Below are 23,728 nucleotides of genomic sequence, written 5' to 3'. Positions count from 1 at the left end.
GGGAGAGGGGGGAAACAGCCGATAGAGAACATTCTTTTTTCCCTCTCCCTTTCAGGGAGAGGGTTAGGGTGAGAGTAAAAATATGAAGCGAGGCACGGTTCCGGCTTAAATCGCCTCGTTTTCTCTCCGACTGGCCAGGGTCCGGCCGTCGGGAACGGCCGGAGGCTGAGAGCGTCGGAAACGCATCTCAGCCGACCCAGGGCTGGAAGTGAACGGAACCTTAGCCGATCCTTCATAAGCGTATTTGTGACGACCAGACACTTCCCTGGGAGTGAGCCAGGGTCAAGCTCAATCCACTGCAAAAACTTTATCCAGTCGGCTCACGCCCAGGCCGTTGATCTTCTTCACCTTAATTTGCACCGGGATCCGCTCTTTCATCGCCTCAACGTGGCTGATGACGCCGATAGTTTTGCCGCTGGCGTTCAGCGTATCCAGCGCGTCGAGCGCGGTATCCAGCGTCTGCGCATCGAGGGTGCCAAAACCTTCATCCAGAAACAGGGAGTCAATGCGGGTTTTATGGCTAACCAAATCGGATAACGCGAGCGCCAGCGCCAGACTCACCAGGAAACTTTCTCCGCCGGAGAGCGTGCGTGTATCCCGCACCGCATCTGCCTGCCAGGTATCCACCACCTGCAGCTCGAGCGCTTCGTTGTCTTTGCGCTGAAGCAGGTAGCGCCCGTGCAGGCGGTTAAGCTGATTGTTTGCCAGCCAGACCAGATTATCCAGCGTCAGCCCCTGGGCGAATTTACGGAATTTATCCCCTTCTTTGGAGCCGATGAGCGAATTGAGGTAGCCCCAGTCTTCCGCCTGCGCCTCACACGCTTTGATCTCCTGCATCAGCGCCTGCTGGCGAACCCGATTTTCCTCGTCATGACGCAGTTGCTGGGTGATTTGCCCCTGGCGAGAGGCGTTTTCGCGCAGCTGGAGAGTAAGCGCTGCGATACGTTCATCCAGCATGCTGACTTCGGTCTCTTCGCTCAGGGTTTCTGGCCGCCCTGAGAGATGCTGAGCCAGCGCGCTTTCAGCCTGTTCCAGCAGCGTAGTCTGTTGCTGCTGTTGGCGTTCCAGCTGCTGCTTACGTTGCTCAAGCTCAAGTCGCCCGGCCTCTTCCAGCAGCGCGCTTCGGAAGTCGGCTTCGTCGCTGAACTGGCTGGCCGAGAGCGCATTGCTGAACTGCTCCTGTGCCGCCGTGGCTTCTCTTTCACTTTGCTTCAGCTGTTCTTGCAGGGACTGACGCTGTCCTTCGAGCAGGTTGCAGTCGTTATGCAGCGTCTGCCAGTTTTGCAGCGCAGCCTGGCGCTCGTTTGCCTCCAACGGCGGCGGCGTTGAGCCGTCGTCCATTAGATTGGAGAGCAGCATCTCAAGGCTGGAAAGCTGCTGGTGAAGCTGCGGCAGCTTGTCCTGCTGTTGCTGCCATTGCAGGGATTCTTTTTGACGAGCTTCGAGCCAGTTTTGCTCTTCTCCCGGCTCGGGGCGCACAAGACCGACCCGCTCCAGCGTTGCCTGTAGAGACGTGCGCTGTACCATAAAGTCGGCACTCAGCTTTTCATGCTGCTGGCTGTCGCGTTGAAACTGCACCTCCAGCGCCTGACGCTCGCCTAGCTGGCGCAGCTGCTGTTCACGCTGTTCCTGCTCGTTAAGCCAGGCGGTGAGATCGTCCTGCGGCGTTAAAGCGATACCTGCTTCTGCACACTGCTGCTGCCAGCGGGCGGACAGAGAGGCTTCCTCTTCCTGCAGCGCGGGGCTTACCTGCACCAGTTTTTCGCGCTGTTGGCGTTGGGTATCAAGCTGACCTTTCAGGGCGAAGCCAAGCTCCGCGAGTTTGGCGACCTCTTGCTTAAGGGCGGCAAGACGCTGCTGGTTCTCGCCCGGCTCCAGCGTTTTATAGGCTTCTACGGCGGGATGTTGGGTTGAGCCGCAAAGCGGGCACGGGGAATCCGGTTGTAAAAGCGCACGCTCAGCTTCAAGGCTTTGAATGCGCCTTTCCTGCTCGACGACTTTTTCCAGATCGGCCTCATGCTGGCGTTTGTCTTTGTATTGCTGACGTTTTTGGCTGAGCTCAGCGTCACGCCCGGCAATCAGTTTATCCAGCTCGGCAAGCTCCCGCTGCTGCTCGGCTTTACGTTTCTCCAGCGTGGCGAACTGTGGCTGCAGGGCGGCCAACTGCTGGCGAGCAGGCCGGGTTGCCAGCATTCGCTGTAAATGAGCGCTCACTTCATCAGGAGAAAGGCTAAGCGTCGGCTCCGGCAGCGCCTGCAGCTTTTGCTGGCTGGCCTGCAGCGTCTGCTGGAGCTCAGCCAGCTGTCTTTCATCACGCTGCTGCTGCGTAAACGCCATGCGCCAGCCCGTCAGCTCGGCGGCTAACAGGCGATAGCGGTCATTGGCGGTGAGCCATTCCTGTACCAGCTGTGCTTCTGACTGAAGCTTTTGAGCCTGCCCGGCGGCTAACAGGCGGGTTTGCTGACGACGAACGGTGAGCTGCTGTAAGCGGGTATTCACTTTCTCTGCGGCTTCGCCGTTTTGCCTTAACGTCTGCTGCTTTTCCTGCAACCGCTGCCAGTGAGGCCGCAGTTTTTCGGCAGGCAGGGCGCGGGTCAGCTTCGCCAGCATCGGCTCCGCGTCTTTAAGGGCCTGACTGGCACCGTTCAGCGCCTGCAGCTTCTGCTCTTTGTCGGCGGCGAGCCGGGCACGCTGGCTGAGCCAGTGCTGATGTTGCTGTTGTTGCTGCTGTTCGTCCGACAGCTTTTTTTCTTCAAAAGTAAGCGCCTGCAAACTCTGCGTAAGCTGCTGTTGCTGCTCCTCATTCAATAGCGCAACGCCTGAAGCCTGGGCCAGCAGGTTTTCAAGCCGGCTTTTGATTTGCTTATGATTTTCAAAGACCGCCGCAGACACGGTGCCGTAGATTTCGGTGCCGGTCAGCTCCTCAAGCAGCGAGGCGCGGTCGTTGGCGTCGGCGTTTAAAAAGGCGGCGAACTGCCCCTGGGAGAGCATCATCGAGCGGGTGAAGCGGTCGTAGTCCAGCCCGGTAAGCGAGGCGACAATCTCAAGCTTGTCTTTAATTTTATCCGCGAGGATTTTGCCGTCGCTGATTTGGGCCAGCTCCACGCGCGGCGCCTGAAGGTTGCCATTTGCCGCGTTACGGGCGCGGTTCTGGCTCCAGAAAGCCCGGTAGCCAACGCCTTTGACCTCGAACTCCACTTCGGCCAGGCACTCAGCGGTGTCCCTGGTCATCAGGTCGTTTTGCGACTGAGAAACGGTGCTGAGGCGCGGCGTTTTGTGGTACAGCGCCAGGCAAATTGCGTCGAGCAGGGTGGTTTTGCCCGCGCCCGTCGGGCCGGTGATAGCGAACAGTCCGTTGCTGGCGAAGGGCTCCTGGGTGAAATCAATTTTCCATTCGCCTTTCAGGGAGTTTATGTTTTTTAACCGCAGGCTTAAGATTTTCATGCCTGTTCCTCCTGCTGGTGCAAGTCTGAAAGGGTTTGTGCAAACAGCGTTCTTAACCGTGCGGCACGCTCGTCGCTGGTCTCTTCCTGGCTCAGCCGTCGCTCAAAAACTTCTTCAACGCTTAACTCGCTCAGCGTCTCTTTATGCTGGCTGGCAATGACCCGCTCGCGCTGTTCGCGGCTGCGGCGCAGCAGGACGACTTCGACCGGCAGTTCGTCGGTAAGCGCCTGGACCTGGCGCTGCATATCGTGCAGATATTCATCGGTGGCGATTTCGATATCCAGCCAGACTTTCGGCTCAGCCGGCGCATTTCGCCACTGCTCAAGCTGCTGCTCAATTTCACGCAGCGAACCTTTGACGATGGCCAGCGGCTGGCTGATGGGTACCTCCAGAGGTTCGACGCTTGCCAGCGCCGCACCGCTAAACTCTACGAGAAACACACTTTTTGCTTTGCCGGTTTCGTCGAAACTCAGCGGAATAGGCGAACCGCTGTAGCGAATATGCTCGCTGCCGCCGATTTTCTGCGCGCGATGAATATGCCCGAGCGCGATGTAGTCGGCTGGCGGGAAGTGCTGCGCCGGGAAAGCGTCCAACGTGCCGATATAAATGTCGCGAACCGCGTCAGATTTTGTTACGCCAACGGTAGTCAGGTGCCCGGTGGCGATAATCGGCAGCGGCCTGTCTCCGCGCAGGGCAACGGCGGCCTCATAGCAGTGCTGATAATGTTCGCTGATGGCTTCCATTAAAGAACGCTGTTTCTCATGGCCAGACAGTCCGGCCTGGCTGCTTTGAATGTCGCGGGGGCGCAGGAAAGGAATGGGGCAAAGGATAGCGCCTGGCGTGCCGTCTTTTTGATTAAGGACCAGCGCCTGCTCGTCTTTGTTGTGGCGTGCGCTGGCAATCACTCGGGTATTCAGACAGGCCAGCAGCTCGCGGGATTCGTTGAGCGTGGCAACGGAATCGTGGTTACCCGCCAGCACCACGAGCTGGCAGCCGGTGGCCTGCAGCTGCACCACAAAGCGGTTATACATTTCGCGGGCGTAGCTCGGCGGTGAGCCGGTATCAAAGATATCCCCCGCGACAATAATCGCCTCCACCTGATGTTCGAGCGCGGCGTTTATCAACCAGTCGAGAAAGGCCTGGTGTTCAGAAGCCCGGCTTTTGGTATAGAAGTTTTGGCCGAGGTGCCAGTCTGAAGTGTGGAGAATGCGCATAACCTGTCCCATGGCAAAGAGGCGAATGACCGATTATAAGCTATTGAGTCAGAAGCGTAACCGTCAGCAAAAATCTGGGGCTGTCATAATTCAAAAAGGTGAAATATCTGGCCGTAATCTTTTTCATAAATCTGTCACAAATCTGACGCATACTGGCGCACAATTAATAAGAGATGGTCTCTTTTCAACAGGGTAAATCATGGCGAGACGCATTTTAGTCGTAGAAGATGAAGCTCCGATTCGTGAAATGGTGAGCTTTGTGCTCGAGCAAAATGGCTTCCAGTCGGTAGAGGCGGAAGATTATGACAGCGCGGTTAACCTGCTGATTGAACCTTTCCCCGATCTGATCCTGCTGGACTGGATGCTGCCAGGTGGTTCGGGGATCCAGTTCATCAAGCACCTGAAGCGTGAAGCATTAACTCGCGAGATCCCGGTGATGATGCTGACCGCCCGCGGCGAAGAAGAAGATCGCGTCCGCGGTCTTGAGGTCGGTGCCGACGACTACATCACCAAGCCGTTCTCCCCGAAAGAGCTGGTGGCACGTATCAAAGCCGTGATGCGCCGTATTTCACCGATGGCGGTGGAAGAGGTGATTGAGATGCAGGGCCTGAGCCTTGACCCTTCATCGCACCGCGTGATGACCGGTGAAGATCCGCTCGACATGGGGCCAACCGAATTTAAGCTGTTACACTTCTTTATGACCCACCCGGAGCGCGTTTACAGCCGTGAACAGCTGCTTAATAACGTGTGGGGGACTAACGTTTACGTTGAAGACCGTACCGTAGACGTGCATATTCGCCGTCTGCGTAAAGCTCTGGAAACAAGTGGTCATGACAAAATGGTGCAAACAGTTCGCGGCACGGGTTATCGCTTTTCAACCCGTTTTTAATATGCTGACAGGAGCGTGACGCGTGCTGGAACGGCTGTCATGGAAAAGGCTGGTACTGGAGCTGATGCTCTGTTGTTTACCGGCGGCGATTCTCGGATTGATTTTTGGCCATCTGCCGTGGTTCTTACTGGCGGCAGTGACCGCCCTGTTAAGCTGGCATTTCTGGAATTTACTTCGTCTCTCCTGGTGGCTGTGGGTTGACCGCAGCATGACCCCGCCGCCCGGGCGGGGAAGCTGGGAGCCTTTGCTTTACGGGCTGCACCAGATGCAGCTGCGTAATAAAAAGCGCCGTAAGGAGCTGGGCAACCTTATCAAGCGGTTCCGCAGCGGTGCGGAATCACTGCCAGATGCGGTGGTGCTGACCACCGAAGAAGGCACTATTTTTTGGTGTAACGGCCTGGCGCAGCAGCTGCTTGGCCTGCGCTGGCCCGACGACAGCGGCCAAAATATTCTCAACCTTCTGCGTTACCCTGAATTCACTCAATACGTAGCGAAGCAGCAGTTCGGCCGCCCGCTGACGCTGGTGCTGAACAACGGCCGTCATCTTGAGTTCCGCGTGATGCCTTATGCCGACGGGCAGTGGCTGATGGTGGCGCGTGACGTCACGCAGATGCACCAGCTTGAAGGCGCTCGCCGTAACTTCTTTGCCAACGTCAGCCACGAGCTGCGCACCCCGCTGACCGTGTTACAGGGTTATCTGGAGATGATGCAGGATCAGGCGCTGGAAGGGCCGCTCAAGGACAAAGCGTTGCATACCATGCGTGAGCAAACGTCGCGTATGGAAGGGCTGGTCAAACAGCTGCTCACCTTATCGAGGATTGAGGCTGCACCGGCGATTTCGATGAACGAAAAAATCGACGTGCCGCTGATGCTGCGCGTGGTGGAGCGCGAGGCGCAAACGCTAAGCCAGCAGAAGCAAACGCTCACTTTTAACGTCGAGCCTGGGCTTCAGGTTTACGGCAACGAGGAGCAGCTTCGCAGCGCTATCTCGAACCTGGTGTATAACGCCGTAAATCACACGCCGGCCGGGACCCAAATTACGGTCACCTGGCGCAAGCTGCCCCACGGCGTGGCGTTTAGCGTCAGGGATACCGGGCCTGGAATTTCCGCCGAGCATCTTCCTCGCCTGACCGAGCGCTTTTACCGGGTCGATAAGGCGCGCTCTCGCCAGACGGGCGGCAGCGGGCTTGGGCTGGCTATCGTTAAGCATGCCCTTAGCCACCATGATGCGCGGCTGGAGATCGAAAGCCAGCCGGGGCAGGGATCGACGTTTTCGTTTATTCTGCCAGAACGCCTGATTGCTCATGATTCTGCGGCGGTTGCACATTAACTTGCCATAACCGTCAAGTCCGCTTTCCACAGGCCAGTTTTCTGGCCTTTTTTGTGCGTATTTTCACCACTCGTTAAGTGATGAATATCGAATTGATGCTTTTTTGTCCGAATGATAAGCCATAACAAAAGCGTATAATCAACTTTATTCACTGGTTATGCGTATTTATAAAGGATATATTTCTGGTTTCCCGATCCCTTCTTGTCTTCAAACGCTATAAGCGTTTTAATTGCCCCCCTGTTATTACCAGACCGACTGAAATTGAGTGGTAATTCGACTAACTATTCTTCGCCACCGATCTGGAGAAGCATATTCCGCTGTCGTTACCGGTAATAGCCGCGTTTTTACCGAACGTTATCTGGACTGAACCTCGGTTTAAAAATTTGAGCATTTTCAACACCACACATCCACAGGCTGCTTTATTTTATGACCTATCATTTGAAATCTCGTGACATCATCGCTCTGGGCTTTATGACCTTTGCGCTGTTTGTGGGCGCGGGCAACATCATTTTTCCTCCTATGGTCGGCTTACAGGCTGGCGAGCACGTCTGGACGGCGGCGCTTGGCTTCCTGGTGACCGCAGTAGGTTTACCTGTTCTGACTATCGTGGCGATCGCACGCGTGGGCGGGGGTATTGATAGCCTCAGCTCGCCGATTGGCCGCCGTGCCGGCATTTTGCTGGCAACCGTCTGCTACCTGGCCGTAGGGCCTCTGTTTGCCACGCCGCGTACCACCACCGTTTCTTTTGAAGTGGGGATTGCTCCGCTGACAGGCATGGGCGATATGCCGCTGTTTATCTACAGCCTGGTGTACTTTGCGCTGGTGATCGGCATTTCTCTTTATCCCGGCAAGCTGCTGGATACCGTGGGCCACGTGCTGGCGCCGGTGAAAATCATCGCGCTGCTGATCCTGTCCGCAGGTGCGATTCTGTGGCCTGCCGGTGGCCTGAGCACCGCCACTGAAGCCTACCAGAATGCGGCGTTTTCTAACGGCTTTGTGAACGGCTACCTGACGATGGATACCCTGGCTTCGCTGGTGTTCGGGATTGTTATCGTTAATGCCGCCCGCTCCCGTGGCGTGACCGAATCTCGCCTGCTGACCCGCTACACGATTTGGGCGGGTTTGATTGCCGGTATCGGCCTGACGGTTATCTACCTGGCGCTGTTCCACCTGGGGTCCGATAGCGCGAACCTGGTCGATCAGAAAGCCAACGGTGCGGCTATTCTGCACGCCTATGTCGCTCATACCTTTGGTGGGGCAGGAAGCTTCTTCCTCGCGGCGCTGATTTTCCTGGCCTGCCTGGTCACTGCCGTTGGCCTGACCTGTGCCTGCGCGGAGTTCTTTAGCCAGTATCTGCCGCTCTCTTATCGCTCGCTGGTGTTTATCCTCGGTCTGTTCTCGATGATTGTATCCAACCTGGGCCTGAGCCATCTGATTCAGATCTCTATCCCGGTGCTGACGGCAATCTATCCGCCATGTATCGCACTTGTGGTGCTGAGCTTTACTCGTCCGTGGTGGAACAATTCCACCCGCGTTATTGCGCCGGCGATGCTGATAAGCCTGCTGTTTGGTATGATTGACGGCGTTAAAGCTTCGGCCATCAGCGACGTGCTGCCTGGCTGGGCGGCGAAACTGCCGCTGGCGGATCAGGGACTTGCCTGGCTGCTGCCGACCGTCGCGATGGTGGTTATCACCGCTATCTGGGACAAAGCAGCAGGGCGCCAGGTGACCTCCGCCGCCCACTAAGTTTTTGATTGCTATGTAACCACGGAGTCGTCCTCCGTGGTTTTTTTATTGTAAAGCGTGGTACTGGATTAATGGAAAACACCAACAAGCTCAAGCGCGGTTTGAGCACCCGGCACATTCGATTTATGGCGCTGGGGTCGGCGATTGGAACAGGGCTGTTTTACGGTTCGGCGGACGCCATCAAAATGGCGGGGCCGAGCGTGCTGCTGGCGTATATTATCGGCGGCGTGGCGGCCTACATCATCATGCGCGCGCTGGGCGAAATGTCGGTGCACAACCCTGCGGCCAGCTCGTTTTCACGTTATGCCCAGGACTACCTGGGGCCACTGGCAGGTTATATCACCGGCTGGACCTACTGCTTTGAAATATTGATTGTTGCCATCGCCGACGTGACCGCCTTTGGGATCTATATGGGCATCTGGTTCCCGGCGGTGCCGCACTGGGTCTGGGTGCTGAGCGTGGTGCTTATTATCAGCGCCATCAACCTGATGAGCGTGAAGGTATTCGGCGAGCTGGAGTTCTGGTTCTCGTTCTTCAAGGTGGCCACCATCATCATCATGATTATTGCCGGGATCGGCATTATCGTTTGGGGGATTGGCAACGGCGGCCAGGCGACCGGTATCCATAACCTGTGGAGCAACGGCGGCTTCTTCAGCAACGGCTGGCTCGGGATGATAATGTCGCTGCAGATGGTGATGTTTGCCTACGGCGGGATTGAGATTATCGGCATCACGGCAGGCGAAGCGAAAGATCCGCAGAAGTCTATTCCGCGCGCCATCAACTCCGTCCCGCTGCGTATTCTGGTGTTTTATGTGGGCACGCTGTTCGTCATCATGTCCATCTATCCGTGGAACCAGGTGGGCACCGAAGGCAGCCCGTTTGTGATGACCTTCCAGCATATGGGCATTACCGCCGCGGCCGGTATTCTGAATTTTGTGGTTATCACCGCTTCTCTTTCGGCGATTAACAGCGATGTGTTCGGTGTGGGCCGCATGCTGCACGGCATGGCCGAGCAGGGCAGCGCGCCTAAAGTGTTCGCCAAAACCTCTCGCAACGGTATTCCGTGGGTCACCGTCGTGGTGATGGCCTGTGCGCTGCTGCTGGCGGTTTACCTGAACTACATCATGCCGGATAACGTCTTCCTGGTGATTGCTTCCCTGGCGACCTTTGCCACCGTGTGGGTGTGGATAATGATCCTGCTGTCGCAAATTGCCTTCCGCCGCCGCCTGTCGCCGGAAGAGGCGAAAGCGCTGAAGTTCCCTATTCCCGGCGGCGTTGCAACCACGGTTGTTGGCCTGGTGTTCCTGGTGTTTATCATCGCGCTGATTGGCTACCATCCGGAAACCCGTATTTCGCTGTACGTGGGCTGCGGCTGGATTGTGCTGCTGCTTATCGGCTGGCTTGTTAAGCGCCGGGTGAACGCGCAGTAATCGATTTTTGCCTCTCTTCCTGAAAGGAAGAGGGGACAAATAGCATTCACCTCCCTCGTTTTTCTCCCTCGCCCCTTTGGGGAGAGGGGCGGGGTGAGGGGACAAATTATCCTCGCCTCCACCCCTCCCATCCTCCCCAAAATTAACCCTCAATGATGAGTGATAAAGCCTTATGCTGTGGCAAGGTGGCGTCATTTTTAAGCGATGGGAAAGTTACTATGTTGAATGCCTGGCACCTTCCGGTGGCGCCGTTTCTTCAGAAGCGTGAGCAAAGCCTGACCATAACGCTGTGGCTGGCGGGAGATGACCTGCCGGAAAAAGTGGTTCTGCGCGGCGAAAAAGATAACGAAGAGATTTCCCTGGCCATGACGCGTCAGAAACACGCTCCCCTGGAGGGCGTTGTTGCCTGGAAGGTGACTCTTGATACCTCCGAAGGGCAGCCGCGCCGCCGCTACAGTTTTAAACTGCTCTGGCAGGACCGGCAGCGCTGGTATACGCCCCAGGGCCTGCGGAAAACGCCGCCGGCTCGCCTGGAACAGTTTGCTTTTGATACGCCTGATACCGGCCCTGACTGGGTGCAGGATCAGGTGTTTTATCAGATCTTCCCGGATCGTTTTGCACGAGGATCAAATCGCCAGCCGGCTCAGAACAACGTTTATTTTCATCATGCGGCAGGGCAGGACATCGTTCGGCGTGAATGGGACCAGCCGTTAACCGGGGAAGCGGGAGGATCGACCTTTTACGGGGGCGATCTCGACGGTATCAGCGAGAAGCTGCCGTACCTGAAAAAGCTTGGCGTGACGGCGCTTTATCTGAATCCTATTTTTACCGCGCCCAGCGTGCATAAGTACGACACTCAGGATTACCGGCAGGTGGACGAGCAGTTTGGCGGTAACGCCGCTTTCCTGCGGCTGCGGGAAAATACGCGCAGGCAGGGGATGAAGCTGATGCTGGACGGCGTCTTTAACCACAGCGGCGATACGCATGCCTGGTTTGACAGGCATCAGAGTAGCGACCGCGGCGCCTGCCACAATCCGCAGTCACCGTGGCGCGACTGGTACAGCTTCTCCGACGAGGGGTTTGCGCTGGACTGGCTGGGCTATTCAAGCCTGCCGAAGCTGGACTATCGCTCGGCTACGCTGGTGGATGAAATCTATCGCGGCGAGCAAAGTATTGTGCGGCACTGGCTGCGCGAGCCGTGGGGCATTGACGGCTGGCGTCTGGACGTTGTGCATATGCTGGGCGAAGCGGGCGGGGCGAAAAACAACCTGCAGCACGTCGGCGGCATTACCCAGGCAGCAAAAGAAACAAAAGCGAATGCTTACGTCCTGGGTGAACACTTCGGCGACGCCCGCCAGTGGCTGCAGGCTGATACCGAAGACGCCGCCATGAACTATCGCGGTTTTACTTTCCCGCTGTGGGGATTTTTGGCGAATACCGATATCTCTTACGAGCCGCAGAGCATTGACGCGCAGGCCTGCATGGCGTGGATGGAAGAGTATCGTTCGGGGCTTTCCCATCAGCAGCAACTGCGGATGTTTAACCAGCTCGACAGTCATGATACCGCCCGCTTTAAGTCGATTCTCGGCAAAGACGTTGCCCGGATGCCGCTGGCCGTTATCTGGCTGTACGCCTGGCCCGGCGTGCCCTGTATTTACTACGGTGATGAGGTGGGACTCGATGGTAACAACGATCCTTTCTGCCGCAAGCCATTCCCGTGGAATCAGCGGGATCAGGATGTAGACCTGCTGGCGCTCTATCAGCGTTTAGGCAAACTGCGTAAGCAAAGCCGGGCGTTACGCCAGGGCGGCTGCCGGGTTGTCTATGCCGAAGGCGATGCGGTGGTGTTTGCTCGCGTCTACCAGAATGAACGCGTATTGGTGGCGATTAACCGCGGCGAGGCGATTACCGTGACGCTGCCGTGGGATGCGCTGCTCAGCGGCAGGGCCTGGACGCAGCTCGAAGGCGAAGCCGGGCTTGATAACCGCGAATTGACGCTGCCGGCGGTTTCTGCCTCCGTGTGGCGGAGCCTGTAGGCAGACAAAAACAAAAAAGGCCGCATTCGCGGCCTTTCTTCGAACTTGCTTAGCGATTACAGCTTAGCAACGTTCTCGCTCAGGTACTTGGCCACGCCGTCCGGAGACGCGTTCATGCCTTCTTTCCCTTTTTCCCACTGAGCCGGGCACACTTCGCCGTGCTCTTCGTGGAACTGCAGCGCGTCAACCATACGCAGCATTTCGTCGATGTTACGGCCCAGCGGCAGGTCGTTAACCACCTGGTGGCGAACGATACCGGCTTTGTCGATCAGGAAGGAGCCGCGCAGTGCAACGCCAGCTTCCGGATGTTCAATACCGTAGGCTTTCTGAATTTCACGTTTGATGTCAGCCACCATCGCGTATTTCACTTCACCGATGCCGCCTTTATCAACCGGGGTTTTACGCCATGCGTTGTGTACGAACTCGGAGTCAAAAGATACACCAACGACTTCTACGCCGCGCTTCTGGAATTCTTCGTAACGCTTGTCGAACGCGATCAGTTCAGACGGGCACACGAAGGTGAAGTCCATCGGCCAGAAGAAGACCACGGTAGCTTTACCGTTGGTGTGTTTTTTGAAGTTGAAGTTTTCAACGATTTCGCCATTGCCCAGAACGGCAGCAGCGGTAAAGTCAGGGGCTGGACGAGTAACCAGGACCATATGTACTCCTGTTAATTTTGTTAAAGTGAATGTTAACGCAACGGGGGGAGTATAGGGGCTCCATTCCATGTAGCTCAATGGCATCTTGCCAATCAATCAGATAGGTTTTGGCTATCAAAAAGACGCTTATGTTGATGCCGGTAACCAAGATAGCCCTTTTTCTGAAAAGGGCAAGTTGTTGTAACGTGAACCGAGAACGATCACAAACTTTTTTGTTCCGCCATCGCCATCATGCGCGGATAGAACTGCCAGAACAGTTCCTCCAGTTGGTCATAATGGGCATCGAGATCGTGCCAGGAGTCTCGCAATGCGTCGAGCTTTGGTCTACGGCTTGCCATCCCGTTGAGAACATTAGCAATAAAGCTCATTTCCCGGTAACGCTCCAGCCAGCGTTCACGCCATAAATAGTTATTGAGGTTAATGAAACGCGGCGGCGTGTCGGCAAGCCAGGGCTCAATTTGCCCGCGTGCATAGGCGACAAAATCCTCAAGCTCGATATCCGGGCAGACCTTATCCCAGTGGCGTGACAGGAAGTGGTCCCACATAACGTCCAGCGAAATAGGCGAAACGCGCCGCGTTTTGGGGCCGAACCAGCCTCGGGCCAGAGCGACCTCCGGCAGGCCGTCCGTGAGGGCGTCCACCCGGCGATGCATATAAATGCCGGCCACGACCTCGGGCGAAAAGCTGTCGTCCGGGCTGCCGCGCACGAAATCCGCCAGCAAATTTCCCAGCAGGGAACTTTGGGCCAGATGGGCAAGATGCAGGTGGGCGAGAAAATTCATCGAATAGTTATTCCATTTATGGCTTTAAAACGGCCTGAGCGGGGTAAACGTGTTGCAGGGAAAGCCCCCTGCCACTAGACTAAGCCGCCTGTTTTTAAGTCTGAGTGCTATACCATGCGCGTTGCTGATTTTTCCTTTGAACTGCCTGAATCCCTGATTGCTCATTATCCGCAAGCCGAGCGCAGCAGCTGTCGTTTGCTGTCTCTGGACGGGCCGACGGGCGCGCTGACGCATGGCACTTTCACCGATTTACTCGACAAGCTCAACCCCGGTGACCTGCTGGTGTTCAATAACACCCGCGTTATCCCGGCCCGCCTGTTTGGCCGTAAAGCCAGCGGCGGTAAGATTGAAGTGCTGGTCGAGCGCATGCTGGATGATAAACGCATTCTGGCACATATTCGCGCTTCTAAAGCGCCAAAACCCGGCGCTGAACTGCTGCTGGGCGATGATGAAAGCGTACACGCCACCATGGTTGCGCGCCACGATGCGCTGTTTGAAGTCGAGTTTAACGACGAGCGTGCGGTGCTGGATATTTTGAATAGTATCGGCCATATGCCGCTGCCGCCGTATATCGACCGCCCTGATGAAGAGGCAGACCGCGAGCTTTATCAAACGGTTTATAGCCAGAAGCCGGGTGCCGTTGCTGCGCCGACGGCGGGCCTGCACTTTGACGAGCCGCTGCTGGAAAAACTGCGTAATAAAGGCATAGATATGGCGTTCGTCACGCTGCACGTTGGCGCGGGGACGTTCCAGCCGGTGCGCGTGGACAGCATTGAAGACCATATTATGCACTCTGAGTATGCCGAAGTGCCTCAGGATGTTGTGGACGCGGTGCTGGCCTGCAAAGCACGCGGTAACCGCGTTATTGCCGTAGGGACGACGTCGGTACGTTCTCTGGAAAGCGCCGCTCAGGCGTCTAAAAACGATCCGATCGAGCCGTTCTTCGGCGATACCCAAATCTTTATCTATCCGGGCTATCAGTACAAAGTTGTCGACGCGCTGGTGACGAATTTCCACCTGCCAGAGTCTACGCTGATTATGCTGGTCTCCGCGTTTGCCGGATACAAAAACACAATGCACGCCTACCACGAGGCGGTGAAGGCAGAATACCGCTTCTTTAGCTACGGCGATGCGATGTTTATTACCTGCAATCCGCAGGCGATTAACGAACGCCCCGGGGAGTGATTGCCCCTCACCCTAACCCTCTCCCCAGGGGGGAGAGGGGACTATACAGGTCATATTTTTCCCCCCTCTCCCCAGGGGGGAGAGGGGACTACACAGGTCTTATTTTTTTCCCATCTCCCTTCCAGGGAGAGGGCCGGGGTGAGGGTAACCCACCCCAGCTTATTCCGCCGTGAGCCCCGCCCGCGGCGTTAATTTATTCACCAGACTGTTTCTCTGGTGCTGGAGGAAATGTGAAATTTGAATTAGATACCACAGACGGCCGCGCACGCCGCGGTCGCCTGGTTTTTGAGCGTGGCACCGTCGAAACCCCGGCCTTCATGCCGGTGGGTACTTACGGCACCGTAAAAGGGATGACGCCGGAAGAAGTTGAAGCCACGGGCGCGCAGATTATCCTGGGCAACACCTTCCATTTATGGCTGCGTCCAGGCCAGGAAATCATGAAGCTGCACGGCGACCTGCATGATTTTATGCAGTGGAAAGGCCCAATCCTGACGGACTCCGGTGGTTTCCAGGTGTTCAGCCTGGGCGACATCCGTAAGATAACCGAGGCGGGCGTTCACTTCCGTAACCCGATCAACGGCGATCCGATTTTCCTCGATCCTGAAAAATCCATGGAAATTCAGTACGATCTCGGATCTGATATCGTGATGATCTTCGACGAATGTACGCCTTACCCGGCGGACTGGGATTACGCGAAGCGCTCCATGGAGATGTCCCTGCGCTGGGCCCAGCGTAGCCGCGATCGCTTTGATTCTCTTGAGAATAAAAATGCGCTGTTCGGCATTATTCAGGGCAGCGTTTACGAAGATTTACGAGATATCTCGGTAAAAGGTCTGGTAGAGATTGGCTTTGATGGCTACGCTGTCGGCGGCCTGGCGGTAGGAGAGCCGAAGGAAGACATGCACCGTATTCTGGAGCACGTCTGCCCGCAAATTCCTGCCGACAAACCACGTTACCTGATGGGCGTAGGTAAACCGGAAGACCTGGTTGAAGGGGTACGCCGCGGTATCGATATGTTCGACTGCGTCATGCCAACTCGTAATGCGCGTAACGGTCACCTGTTTGTTACCGATGGCGTGGTGAAAATCCGCAATGCTAAGCATAAAGATGACACCGCACCGCTGGATGCAGAGTGTGATTGCTATACGTGTCGCAATTATTCACGTGCTTACTTGCATCATCTTGACCGTTGCAACGAAATACTGGGCGCGCGTCTCAATACCATTCATAACCTGCGCTATTACCAGCGTTTAATGGCTGGTTTACGCAAGGCCATTGAAGAGGGTAAATTAGAGCACTTCGTGACGGATTTTTACGAGCGGACAGGTAAGCCGGTTCCACCTTTGAACGTTGATTAATTAAATAATGAGGGAATTTTAATGAGCTTTTTCATTTCTGATGCTGTCGCTTCTGCGGGTGCTGCTCCAGGACAGAGTCAATGGACTTTGATTCCAATGTTGGTGGTCTTCGGCCTGATTTTCTATTTTATGATCCTGCGTCCGCAGCAAAAGCGTACCAAAGAGCATAAAAAACTGATGGACTCTATCGCTAAAGGCGATGAAGTGCTGACCAACGGTGGCCTGGTTGGCCGCGTGACCAAAGTAGCTGAAACAGGCTATGTTGTTATCGCGCTGAACGACACTACCGAAGTGGTTATTAAGCGTGATTTCGTAGCTGCCGTTCTGCCGAAAGGCACCATGAAGGCGCTGTAATTTTCGTTTTCCCTAAGGGAACTAAATGTGTTAAACCGTTATCCTTTGTGGAAGTACATCATGCTGATCGTCGTGCTTGCGATTGGTCTGCTGTATGCGCTTCCCAACCTGTATGGTGAGGATCCGGCCGTTCAATTAACTGGCGTGCGCGGTGCCGCCGCCAGTGAACAAACGCTGATCCAGGTCGAAAACACCTTAAAACAAGAAAAAATTACCGCTAAGTCTGTGGCGCTGGAAGAGGGCGCTATTCTCGCTCGCTTCGACTCTACTGATACCCAGCTCCGCGCGCGTGAAGCGCTGATGAGCGTGCTGGGCGACAACTATGTCGTGGCGCTTAACCTTGCTCCCGCTACCCCACGCTGGATGTCGACTATCGGCGCAAATCCGATGAAACTCGGCCTTGACCTGCGCGGTGGCGTTCACTTCCTGATGGAAGTGGATATGGACACAGCGCTTGGCAAACTCCAGGAACAAAATATCGATGGCCTGCGCAGCGATCTGCGTGATAAGGGCATTGCCTACACTAACGTGCGCAAAGCGGACAATTACGGCGTAGACATTGTCTTCCGTGACGCTGGCTCGCGCGACTCTGCAAGAGATTATCTCTCTACTCGTCACCGTGACCTGGTGTTCTCGAACCAGGGAAGCAACACGCTGCGTGCCGTGATGAGCGATGCTCGCCTGAGCGAAGCGCGTGAATATGCGGTACAGCAGAACATCAATATCCTGCGTAACCGTGTTAACCAGCTTGGCGTAGCCGAACCGCTGGTTCAGCGTCAGGGTGCTGACCGTATCGTGGTTGAGCTGCCTGGTATTCAGGACACCGCTCGCGCAAAAGAAATCCTGGGTGCGACCGCTACGCTGGAATTCCGTCTGGTTAACACCAATGTGGATGCAAGTGCTGCAGCCTCTGGCCGTGTGCCGGGTGACTCCGAAGTGAAGCCGACTCGCGAAGGCCAGCCGGTTGTGCTGTACAAGCGCGTGATTCTGACCGGTGACCACATCACTGACTCCACCTCCAGCATGGATGAATACAACCAGCCACAGGTAAACATTTCCCTGGACAGCGCTGGCGGTAACATCATGTCTAACTTCACCAAAGACAACATCGGCAAGCCGATGGCGACCCTCTTTGTGGAGTACAAGGACAGCGGTAAGAAAGACGCCAATGGCCGTTCTGTACTGATGAAAGAAGAAGAAGTTATCAACGTGGCGAACATTCAGTCTCGCCTGGGTAACAGCTTCCGCATCACCGGTATCAGCAACCCGAATGAAGCTCGTCAGCTGTCTCTGCTGCTGCGTGCCGGGGCGCTGATTGCGCCAATTCAGATTGTTGAAGAGCGTACTATCGGTCCAACGCTGGGTCTGGAAAACATCAAGCAAGGCCTGGAAGCGTGTCTGGCAGGTCTGGTGGTGTCCATCATCTTCATGCTGTTCTTCTATAAGAAGTTTGGCCTGATCGCGACCACGGCGCTGCTGGCTAACCTGGTGCTGATTGTCGGGATTATGTCTCTGTTGCCGGGCGCAACGTTGACCATGCCGGGTATCGCGGGGATCGTCTTAACCCTTGCGGTTGCGGTGGACGCCAACGTCCTGATCAACGAGCGTATCAAAGAAGAGATCAGCAACGGGCGTACGGTCCAGCAGGCGATTGATGAAGGCTATAAAGGCGCGTTCAGCTCCATTTTCGACGCCAACATCACCACGCTTATCAAAGTTATCATCCTGTATGCCGTAGGCACCGGGGCAATCAAAGGCTTTGCTATCACCACCGGTATTGGTGTCGCAACCTCGATGTTTACCGCAATTGTCGGGACTCGTGCCATTGTGAACCTGTTGTACGGCGGCAAACGCATCAACAAGCTGTCTATCTGAGGAGTGCGTTGTGGCACAGGAATATACTGTTGAACAATTGAACCACGGCCGTAAAGTCCACGACTTTATGCGCTGGGATTACTGGGCCTTTAGCATCTCCGGTATCCTGCTGATCCTTTCCGTCGTGATTATCGGCGTGAAAGGCTTCAACTGGGGTCTGGATTTTACGGGCGGAACGGTAATCGAAATCGGGCTGGAAAAACCGGCCGATCTTGATGCGATGCGTGCTTCCCTGCAGAAAGCGGGCTTTGAAGAGCCGCTGGTGCAGAACTTTGGCAGCAGTCGCGACATCATGGTGCGCATGCCGCCTGCCAAAGGTGAAACCGGCGGTCAGGTGCTGGGCAGCAAGGTTGTGAGCGTGATTAACGAAGCAACCAACCAGAATGCCGCGGTGAAACGTATTGAGTTTGTTGGCCCGAGCGTCGGTGCCGATTTGGCTCAAAACGGTGCGATGGCGCTGCTGGTAGCGCTGATTTCCATCCTGGTTTACGTCGGCTTCCGCTTTGAGTGGCGCCTGGCAGCCGGTGTGGTTATCTCGCTTGTGCACGACGTGATTATCACGATGGGCGTGCTGTCGCTGTTCCACATCGAGATTGACCTGACTATCGTTGCGTCACTGATGTCGGTTATCGGTTACTCGCTGAACGACAGCATCGTGGTCTCGGACCGTATTCGTGAAAACTTCCGCAAAATTCGTCGCGGGACGCCTTACGAAATCTTTAACGTCTCCCTGACCCAGACGCTGCACCGTACCTTGATCACTTCAGGCACCACCTTAGTGGTTATCCTGATGCTGTATCTGTTCGGTGGGGCGCTGCTGAAAGGCTTCTCCCTGACGATGCTTATCGGCGTGAGCGTCGGTACGGCTTCTTCTATCTACGTCGCCTCTGCGCTGGCGTTGAAGCTGGGCATGAAGCGCGAGCACATGCTGCAGCAGAAGGTAGAGAAAGAAGGGGCGGATCAGCCGTCCATTCTGCCGTAATAGCGTTTAGAGTCTGATAAAACCGCAGCCTTCGTGCTGCGGTTTTTTTTCGTCCGGTGTTTTTCTCCTGACAGTATGCTGTCAGTAGGGGTCAGTAGACTCGTGGTTACTGACAACACAGGAGAAAAACAATGAGCGCAATCATCAACTGGTTTGAGATCCCCGTTTATATTCATCCGCTTGGGCTGTCATTCTGGGGAGAGGTCTGGCTGCTGGTTGCCTGGGGCGTGCGTATCAGGAGCGCCACGATCGTGCTCTTCAGGCCTTTATTGCTCTTCAGAAGGCCAAAGGTTACCTGCCTGGAAAATAAAAAAACCGGCCAGAAGGCCGGTTTTTTGGTCTGCTGTGACGGTTAGAAGTTGTAACCGACAACGAAGTAGCCGCCCCAGCCGGTTGCGCGAACGGTTTCAGTCATCCAGTTTAACTGGGTGCCGTCGTTCCACTGGCCGCCGTTATGGAAGTAACGGGCAACGATTGAGTAATGCAAGTGATCGTAGTTCAGCGACAGGATGTGGCTGGAAGCGATGGAGTTGCTGGTACGCTGCTTCAGACCGTTAGTGCCGTAGTCGCTGTCTTTGCCCAGATCTGAACCCCAGTCAAAGTTGGTGAAACCGATATAGCTCAGGTTACCGCCCCACAGGGAAGTAATCGGCACGAAGTATTTCACCTTGAAGCGGTAGCCATCCCACTCGTTTTCGTTGGTCGCTTTATAGTTCTGCCACTGATACTTGGCATACACGTTCAGGGACAAACTCATTGGCAGGCCGGTATCGATGTCGGTACCCAGACCCATGTACCAGGTGCTTTGGCGACCCGTCGCGTTACGGCCCATGTCGTAAATGTAGTTGTTGGCGAAGTACCACTCTTTGAACGGACCAAAGCTCAGATCGGTGCCGGTCAGCTTATCAATGGAGAAGCGAGGTTCGATTTCCATAAACAGTGGAGAACCGTGGTTCCAGATGCCTTTCGCCTGGGTGTTACCGCCGAAGAAGACTGGCGCATCCATATAGCCGTAGAAATCGAACCAGTCTTTTTTGGCGAAAGCTTCGTATTCCAGGTAGGTATCGTTGCGCAGCTGCGGCCCGAAACGGGTGTGGTAGCTGCCCACAACGTTAACGCTCTGGTGCCACCAGTCGGAGAGGTATTCGCTGTTTTTTGCTTCTTCTGCGCTGGCAGAGAAAGAGCTGGAAAGCGCCAGAACGGTGCCGGCTGCCAGAATAATTTTTTTCATATTTTTAGCCACTGTTTACGTAATTTTAGTGCGATGCGAATGTGAGATGTCATCCATGGCCGCCGGTCTCAGGGGAAGGACCTTTGCAGCGCGTCTATTATAGAAATCCCTGCTCACAAAAAGATGTTCTATTTCACATTCTTCTCATATGCGTAATCGATTGCGTTCACGTTTGCGCACATTAAAAACGGCGTGATTGTACCTGCTTCGTCAAATTACGCAAACGTATGCCGGGTTGTTACATCTAAGTGTGACGCGGATCACTATAAAGGCGGGGGATAATAGGGGATTTGCTTCACATATTGTGCGAGGCGTGTGAAAGAGTGTGACGAACTCCCTCGCCAGGCAAGGGAGTGGAGGGCTACCGGGCTGGCGCTGGCTGTGCGGCAGAAACCGGCTGAATATCGTGAATGCGTACAAAACCTAACTGCTCAGGCGTAATTCCGGACAGGCGCAGCGGAATCGACACATCGCTGGGTGCAAGAATGCTGGCCGGGGCGTCTATTTGCTGAGTCTGCACGTTAACTTCCTGGAAGCTGTCCGTGGTGCCCTGGATCTGGCCCCATTCTACTTTTCCGCTAAAGGCCGGTAACGGATCGTTAGATTCACCCTGGATCAGCAGCGTGGCGCGGGTGCCGTTAGCTTCTGCCGAGATATTGGTCAGCGACATTTTCAGGTTACCAATCTGGCTGTTCAGGCGAGCCGCCGTGTTTGAACCTGGCAGCAGATAAACGCCGCTGGTGGACTTCGCGTTCAGGGCGTTTTGCTGGGTAAGCTTCACCGTTTGCTGGCTGAGTTTCGTCATCTCCTGATTTAGCGAGCCAATCTGGCTGCGCATCTGACGCACTTCGGTTTGCTGGGCGCAGGCGGTGAGGCTCATCAGGCTTGAAACCAGGATAATTCTTAAGTAAGTCTTTGTCATGGTTGGTTTTTCCTTGTTTTCGTTCGCTGATTTAAGCGTAGTTCCCCGCGCTTGAAAAGTCATATTTAACGCCGTCGGGGCCGGTGCTGTCTTTGTACTCCCGCGACTTCGCGGTAAACTGTTGTTCATCTTTATAATCCCAGCAGGAAACGCTATGCATTGCCCATTCTGTTTCGCCGTGGACACCAAAGTTATTGACTCTCGCCTGGTGGGTGAAGGTTCCTCCGTACGCCGTCGGCGCCAGTGCCTGGTTTGTCACGAACGCTTCACGACTTTTGAGGTTGCGGAGCTGGTGATGCCAAGAGTTGTGAAGAGCAATGAGGTGCGCGAGCCGTTTAACGAAGATAAGCTGCGCAGCGGCATCCTGAAAGCGCTGGAAAAGCGCCCGGTTAACTCTGACGACGTGGAAATGGCGATCAGCCATATTAAGTCGCACCTTCGAGCAACCGGAGAACGTGAAGTCCCGAGTAAACTCATCGGCAACCTGGTGATGGAGCAGCTCAAAAAGCTGGATAAAGTCGCCTATATTCGCTTCGCTTCGGTCTACCGTAGCTTTGAAGATATCAAAGAGTTTGGTGAAGAAATCGCCCGTTTACAGGATTAATGCCGATGTCCCTTGATGAACAGTTTATGGCTCGTGCGCTGGAGCTGGCGAAGCGCGGACGTTTTACCACGGCACCGAACCCGAATGTCGGCTGCGTGATTGTCAAAGACGGCGAAATTGTCGGGGAAGGTTTTCATTTGCGCGCCGGTGAACCTCACGCGGAAGTACACGCTTTGCGTATGGCTGGCGAGCAGGCGCGAGGCGCGACGGCCTATGTAACGCTCGAACCTTGTAGCCACCATGGCCGCACGCCACCGTGCTGCGACGCCTTAATTGCCGCAGGCGTATCTCGCGTTGTTGCCGCCATGCAGGACCCGAATCCGCAGGTTGCCGGGCGTGGCCTCTATCGCCTGCAGCAGGCTGGCATCGAAGTCAGCCATGGCTTAATGATGAACGAGGCCGAAGCCCTGAACCGTGGTTTCCTCAAGCGTATGCGCACCGGTTTCCCGTTTATCCAGCTTAAACTCGGCGCTTCGCTGGACGGACGTACCGCAATGGCGAGCGGGGAGAGTCAGTGGATTACTTCTCCTCAGGCGCGTCGCGACGTTCAGCGTCAGCGCGCACAAAGTGCCGCTATCCTCTCAAGCAGCGCCACCGTGCTGGCGGATAACCCGTCATTAACGGTACGTTGGGATGAACTGGATAGCGCCAGCCAGGCGATTTATGCTCAACAGGATTTGCGCCAGCCTGTTCGCATCGTGGTTGATCGCCAAAACCGCGTGACGCCGCAGCATCAAATTATCGCTAACCCTGGGCAAACGTGGCTTGCCCGCTGCCATGCCGATGAACAACATTGGCCGGAAAACGTCGAACAGCTGTTGGTTCCGGAACATAACGGCCATCTTGATTTGGTGGTGCTAATGATGCAGCTTGGCAAACGCCAGGTGAATTCTGTCTGGGTTGAGGCGGGGGCAACGCTTGCCGGTGCGCTGCTGCAGGCAGGCCTGGTGGATGAGCTTATTGTCTACGTCGCGCCAAAACTATTAGGCAATGATGCCCGCGGATTGTGCGAGCTTCCTGGCCTTGAAAAACTTGCTGATGTACCGGAGTTTAGCTTTAGCGAAGTCCGGCAGGTTGGCCCTGATTTGTGTCTGCACCTGACGCCCGTTTACGGACGCCAGTAAAACGTAAGCAGCCACGAAAAGATTATGATAAAATCCGCCCCCCTGCGGGGCTAAACAGAACCCGTAAAGGAAGATTATGAACATTATTGAAGCTGCCGTTGCTACTCCTGACGCTCGCGTCGCCATCACCATCGCGCGTTTTAACAACTTCATCAATGACAGCCTGCTGGAAGGTGCTATCGACGCCCTGAAACGCATCGGCCAGGTGAAAGACGAAAACATCACCGTAGTTTGGGTGCCGGGCGCTTACGAGCTGCCACTGGCCGCTGATGCGCTGGCGAAAACCGGTAAATACGATGCGGTTATCGCGCTGGGTACCGTGATTCGCGGAGGCACTGCGCACTTCGAATACGTTGCCGGCGGTGCCAGCAACGGTCTGTTAAGCGTAGGCCAGGACAACGGCATTCCCGTTGCCTTCGGCGTGCTGACCACTGAAAGCATTGAACAAGCCATCGAACGCGCTGGCACCAAAGCCGGTAACAAAGGTGCAGAAGCTGCACTGACCGCGCTTGAAATGATTAATGTATTGAAAGCCATTAAGGCCTGATTTTTTGTAAGGGGAA

Annotated in this window: 21 protein-coding genes; 14 read left to right on the top strand and 7 right to left on the bottom strand. The window is 55.5% G+C overall.

Going from position 1 to position 23,728, the window contains the following annotated elements; all coding sequences use genetic code 11:
* Positions 1-288 precede the first annotated feature (288 nt).
* Positions 289-3,444 carry an exonuclease subunit SbcC gene (sbcC, locus tag JT31_RS07450; protein WP_038475144.1) on the bottom strand — a complete coding sequence of 1,052 codons (3,156 nt, stop codon included), beginning with the start codon at positions 3,442-3,444 and terminating at the stop codon, positions 289-291.
* Positions 3,441-4,658 (bottom strand): exonuclease subunit SbcD, encoded by a 1,218-nt coding sequence (gene sbcD / locus JT31_RS07445; protein WP_038475142.1) that lies wholly within the window; start codon positions 4,656-4,658, stop codon positions 3,441-3,443. Before sbcD ends, sbcC begins: the two co-directional genes overlap by 4 nt.
* A gap of 199 nt (positions 4,659-4,857) precedes the next feature.
* On the opposite strand from sbcD, the gene phoB reads away from it, so the two are divergent.
* From phoB to malZ, 5 genes are all read left to right on the top strand, one after another.
* The gene (phoB, locus tag JT31_RS07440; RefSeq protein ID WP_008454506.1) at positions 4,858-5,547 is read left to right on the top strand and encodes a phosphate response regulator transcription factor PhoB; all 690 of its coding nucleotides are present in this window, start codon (positions 4,858-4,860) and stop codon (positions 5,545-5,547) included.
* A gap of 22 nt (positions 5,548-5,569) precedes the next feature.
* Positions 5,570-6,877, top strand: coding sequence for a phosphate regulon sensor histidine kinase PhoR (phoR, locus tag JT31_RS07435; RefSeq protein ID WP_038475140.1), 1,308 nt, complete (start codon positions 5,570-5,572; stop codon positions 6,875-6,877).
* 426 nt (positions 6,878-7,303) lie between these two features.
* On the top strand, positions 7,304-8,623 hold the full coding sequence (gene brnQ / locus JT31_RS07430) for a branched-chain amino acid transporter carrier protein BrnQ (protein ID WP_038475138.1): 1,320 nt from the start codon (positions 7,304-7,306) through the stop codon (positions 8,621-8,623).
* 71 nt (positions 8,624-8,694) lie between these two features.
* Complete coding sequence (gene proY, locus JT31_RS07425; protein ID WP_038475136.1) at positions 8,695-10,053, top strand: proline-specific permease ProY; 1,359 nt, start codon at positions 8,695-8,697, stop codon at positions 10,051-10,053.
* Positions 10,054-10,271: 218 nt separating this feature from the next.
* Positions 10,272-12,089, top strand: a complete 1,818-nt coding sequence (gene malZ / locus JT31_RS07420) for a maltodextrin glucosidase (RefSeq protein WP_038475134.1) — start codon at positions 10,272-10,274, stop codon at positions 12,087-12,089.
* Between the two features lie 56 nt (positions 12,090-12,145).
* Here the strand turns inward: malZ and JT31_RS07415 are convergent, their stop codons facing one another.
* Together JT31_RS07415 and acpH are read right to left on the bottom strand one after the other, a co-directional pair.
* Positions 12,146-12,748, bottom strand: a complete 603-nt coding sequence (locus tag JT31_RS07415) for a peroxiredoxin C (RefSeq protein WP_016535150.1) — start codon at positions 12,746-12,748, stop codon at positions 12,146-12,148.
* A 200-nt stretch (positions 12,749-12,948) separates the two neighbouring features.
* Complete coding sequence (gene acpH / locus JT31_RS07410) at positions 12,949-13,530, bottom strand: ACP phosphodiesterase (RefSeq protein WP_038475132.1); 582 nt, start codon at positions 13,528-13,530, stop codon at positions 12,949-12,951.
* 114 nt (positions 13,531-13,644) lie between these two features.
* Here acpH and queA point away from each other — a divergent pair, with 114 nt between their 5' ends.
* The 6 genes from queA (at position 13,645) to JT31_RS24080 (ending at position 19,640) form a co-directional block, all read left to right on the top strand.
* The gene (gene queA, locus JT31_RS07405; RefSeq protein WP_038475129.1) at positions 13,645-14,715 is read left to right on the top strand and encodes a tRNA preQ1(34) S-adenosylmethionine ribosyltransferase-isomerase QueA; all 1,071 of its coding nucleotides are present in this window, start codon (positions 13,645-13,647) and stop codon (positions 14,713-14,715) included.
* 230 nt (positions 14,716-14,945) lie between these two features.
* Positions 14,946-16,073 (top strand): tRNA guanosine(34) transglycosylase Tgt, encoded by a 1,128-nt coding sequence (tgt, locus tag JT31_RS07400; protein ID WP_038475127.1) that lies wholly within the window; start codon positions 14,946-14,948, stop codon positions 16,071-16,073.
* A 21-nt stretch (positions 16,074-16,094) separates the two neighbouring features.
* On the top strand, positions 16,095-16,427 hold the full coding sequence (yajC, locus tag JT31_RS07395; protein ID WP_038475125.1) for a preprotein translocase subunit YajC: 333 nt from the start codon (positions 16,095-16,097) through the stop codon (positions 16,425-16,427).
* Between the two features lie 27 nt (positions 16,428-16,454).
* Entirely contained in the window at positions 16,455-18,302 is a 1,848-nt protein-coding gene (gene secD / locus JT31_RS07390) for a protein translocase subunit SecD (RefSeq protein ID WP_071842940.1), read from the top strand.
* Positions 18,303-18,312: 10 nt separating this feature from the next.
* The gene (gene secF / locus JT31_RS07385) at positions 18,313-19,284 is read left to right on the top strand and encodes a protein translocase subunit SecF (RefSeq protein WP_038475121.1); all 972 of its coding nucleotides are present in this window, start codon (positions 18,313-18,315) and stop codon (positions 19,282-19,284) included.
* 131 nt (positions 19,285-19,415) lie between these two features.
* Positions 19,416-19,640 carry a hypothetical protein gene (locus JT31_RS24080; protein ID WP_038475119.1) on the top strand — a complete coding sequence of 75 codons (225 nt, stop codon included), beginning with the start codon at positions 19,416-19,418 and terminating at the stop codon, positions 19,638-19,640.
* Here JT31_RS24080 and JT31_RS07375 read toward each other — a convergent pair.
* The 3 genes from JT31_RS07375 to JT31_RS24185 form a co-directional block, all read right to left on the bottom strand.
* Positions 19,637-20,515, bottom strand: coding sequence for a nucleoside-specific channel-forming protein Tsx (locus JT31_RS07375; protein ID WP_038475117.1), 879 nt, complete (start codon positions 20,513-20,515; stop codon positions 19,637-19,639). The two genes, JT31_RS24080 and JT31_RS07375, sit on opposite strands and share 4 nt — an antisense overlap.
* Before the next feature lie 361 nt (positions 20,516-20,876).
* The gene (locus JT31_RS07370) at positions 20,877-21,437 is read right to left on the bottom strand and encodes a DUF3251 domain-containing protein (protein WP_038475115.1); all 561 of its coding nucleotides are present in this window, start codon (positions 21,435-21,437) and stop codon (positions 20,877-20,879) included.
* A gap of 31 nt (positions 21,438-21,468) precedes the next feature.
* Complete coding sequence (locus JT31_RS24185; protein WP_255483372.1) at positions 21,469-21,597, bottom strand: hypothetical protein; 129 nt, start codon at positions 21,595-21,597, stop codon at positions 21,469-21,471.
* Between JT31_RS24185 and nrdR the strand changes: the two genes are divergently transcribed.
* From nrdR to ribE, 3 genes are all read left to right on the top strand, one after another.
* The gene (gene nrdR / locus JT31_RS07365; protein ID WP_016535162.1) at positions 21,592-22,041 is read left to right on the top strand and encodes a transcriptional regulator NrdR; all 450 of its coding nucleotides are present in this window, start codon (positions 21,592-21,594) and stop codon (positions 22,039-22,041) included. The two genes, JT31_RS24185 and nrdR, sit on opposite strands and share 6 nt — an antisense overlap.
* Positions 22,042-22,046: 5 nt before the next feature.
* Positions 22,047-23,165 carry a bifunctional diaminohydroxyphosphoribosylaminopyrimidine deaminase/5-amino-6-(5-phosphoribosylamino)uracil reductase RibD gene (gene ribD, locus JT31_RS07360; protein ID WP_038482912.1) on the top strand — a complete coding sequence of 373 codons (1,119 nt, stop codon included), beginning with the start codon at positions 22,047-22,049 and terminating at the stop codon, positions 23,163-23,165.
* A gap of 76 nt (positions 23,166-23,241) precedes the next feature.
* Positions 23,242-23,712: a 6,7-dimethyl-8-ribityllumazine synthase gene (ribE, locus tag JT31_RS07355; protein WP_038475111.1), complete on the top strand. Its 471-nt coding sequence runs from the start codon at positions 23,242-23,244 to the stop codon at positions 23,710-23,712.
* Positions 23,713-23,728: the final 16 nt, after the last annotated feature.

This window comes from Cedecea neteri (assembly GCF_000757825.1).
Lineage (GTDB): Bacteria > Pseudomonadota > Gammaproteobacteria > Enterobacterales > Enterobacteriaceae > Cedecea > Cedecea selenatireducens.
This window is presented reverse-complemented; position numbering and strand designations above follow the sequence as displayed.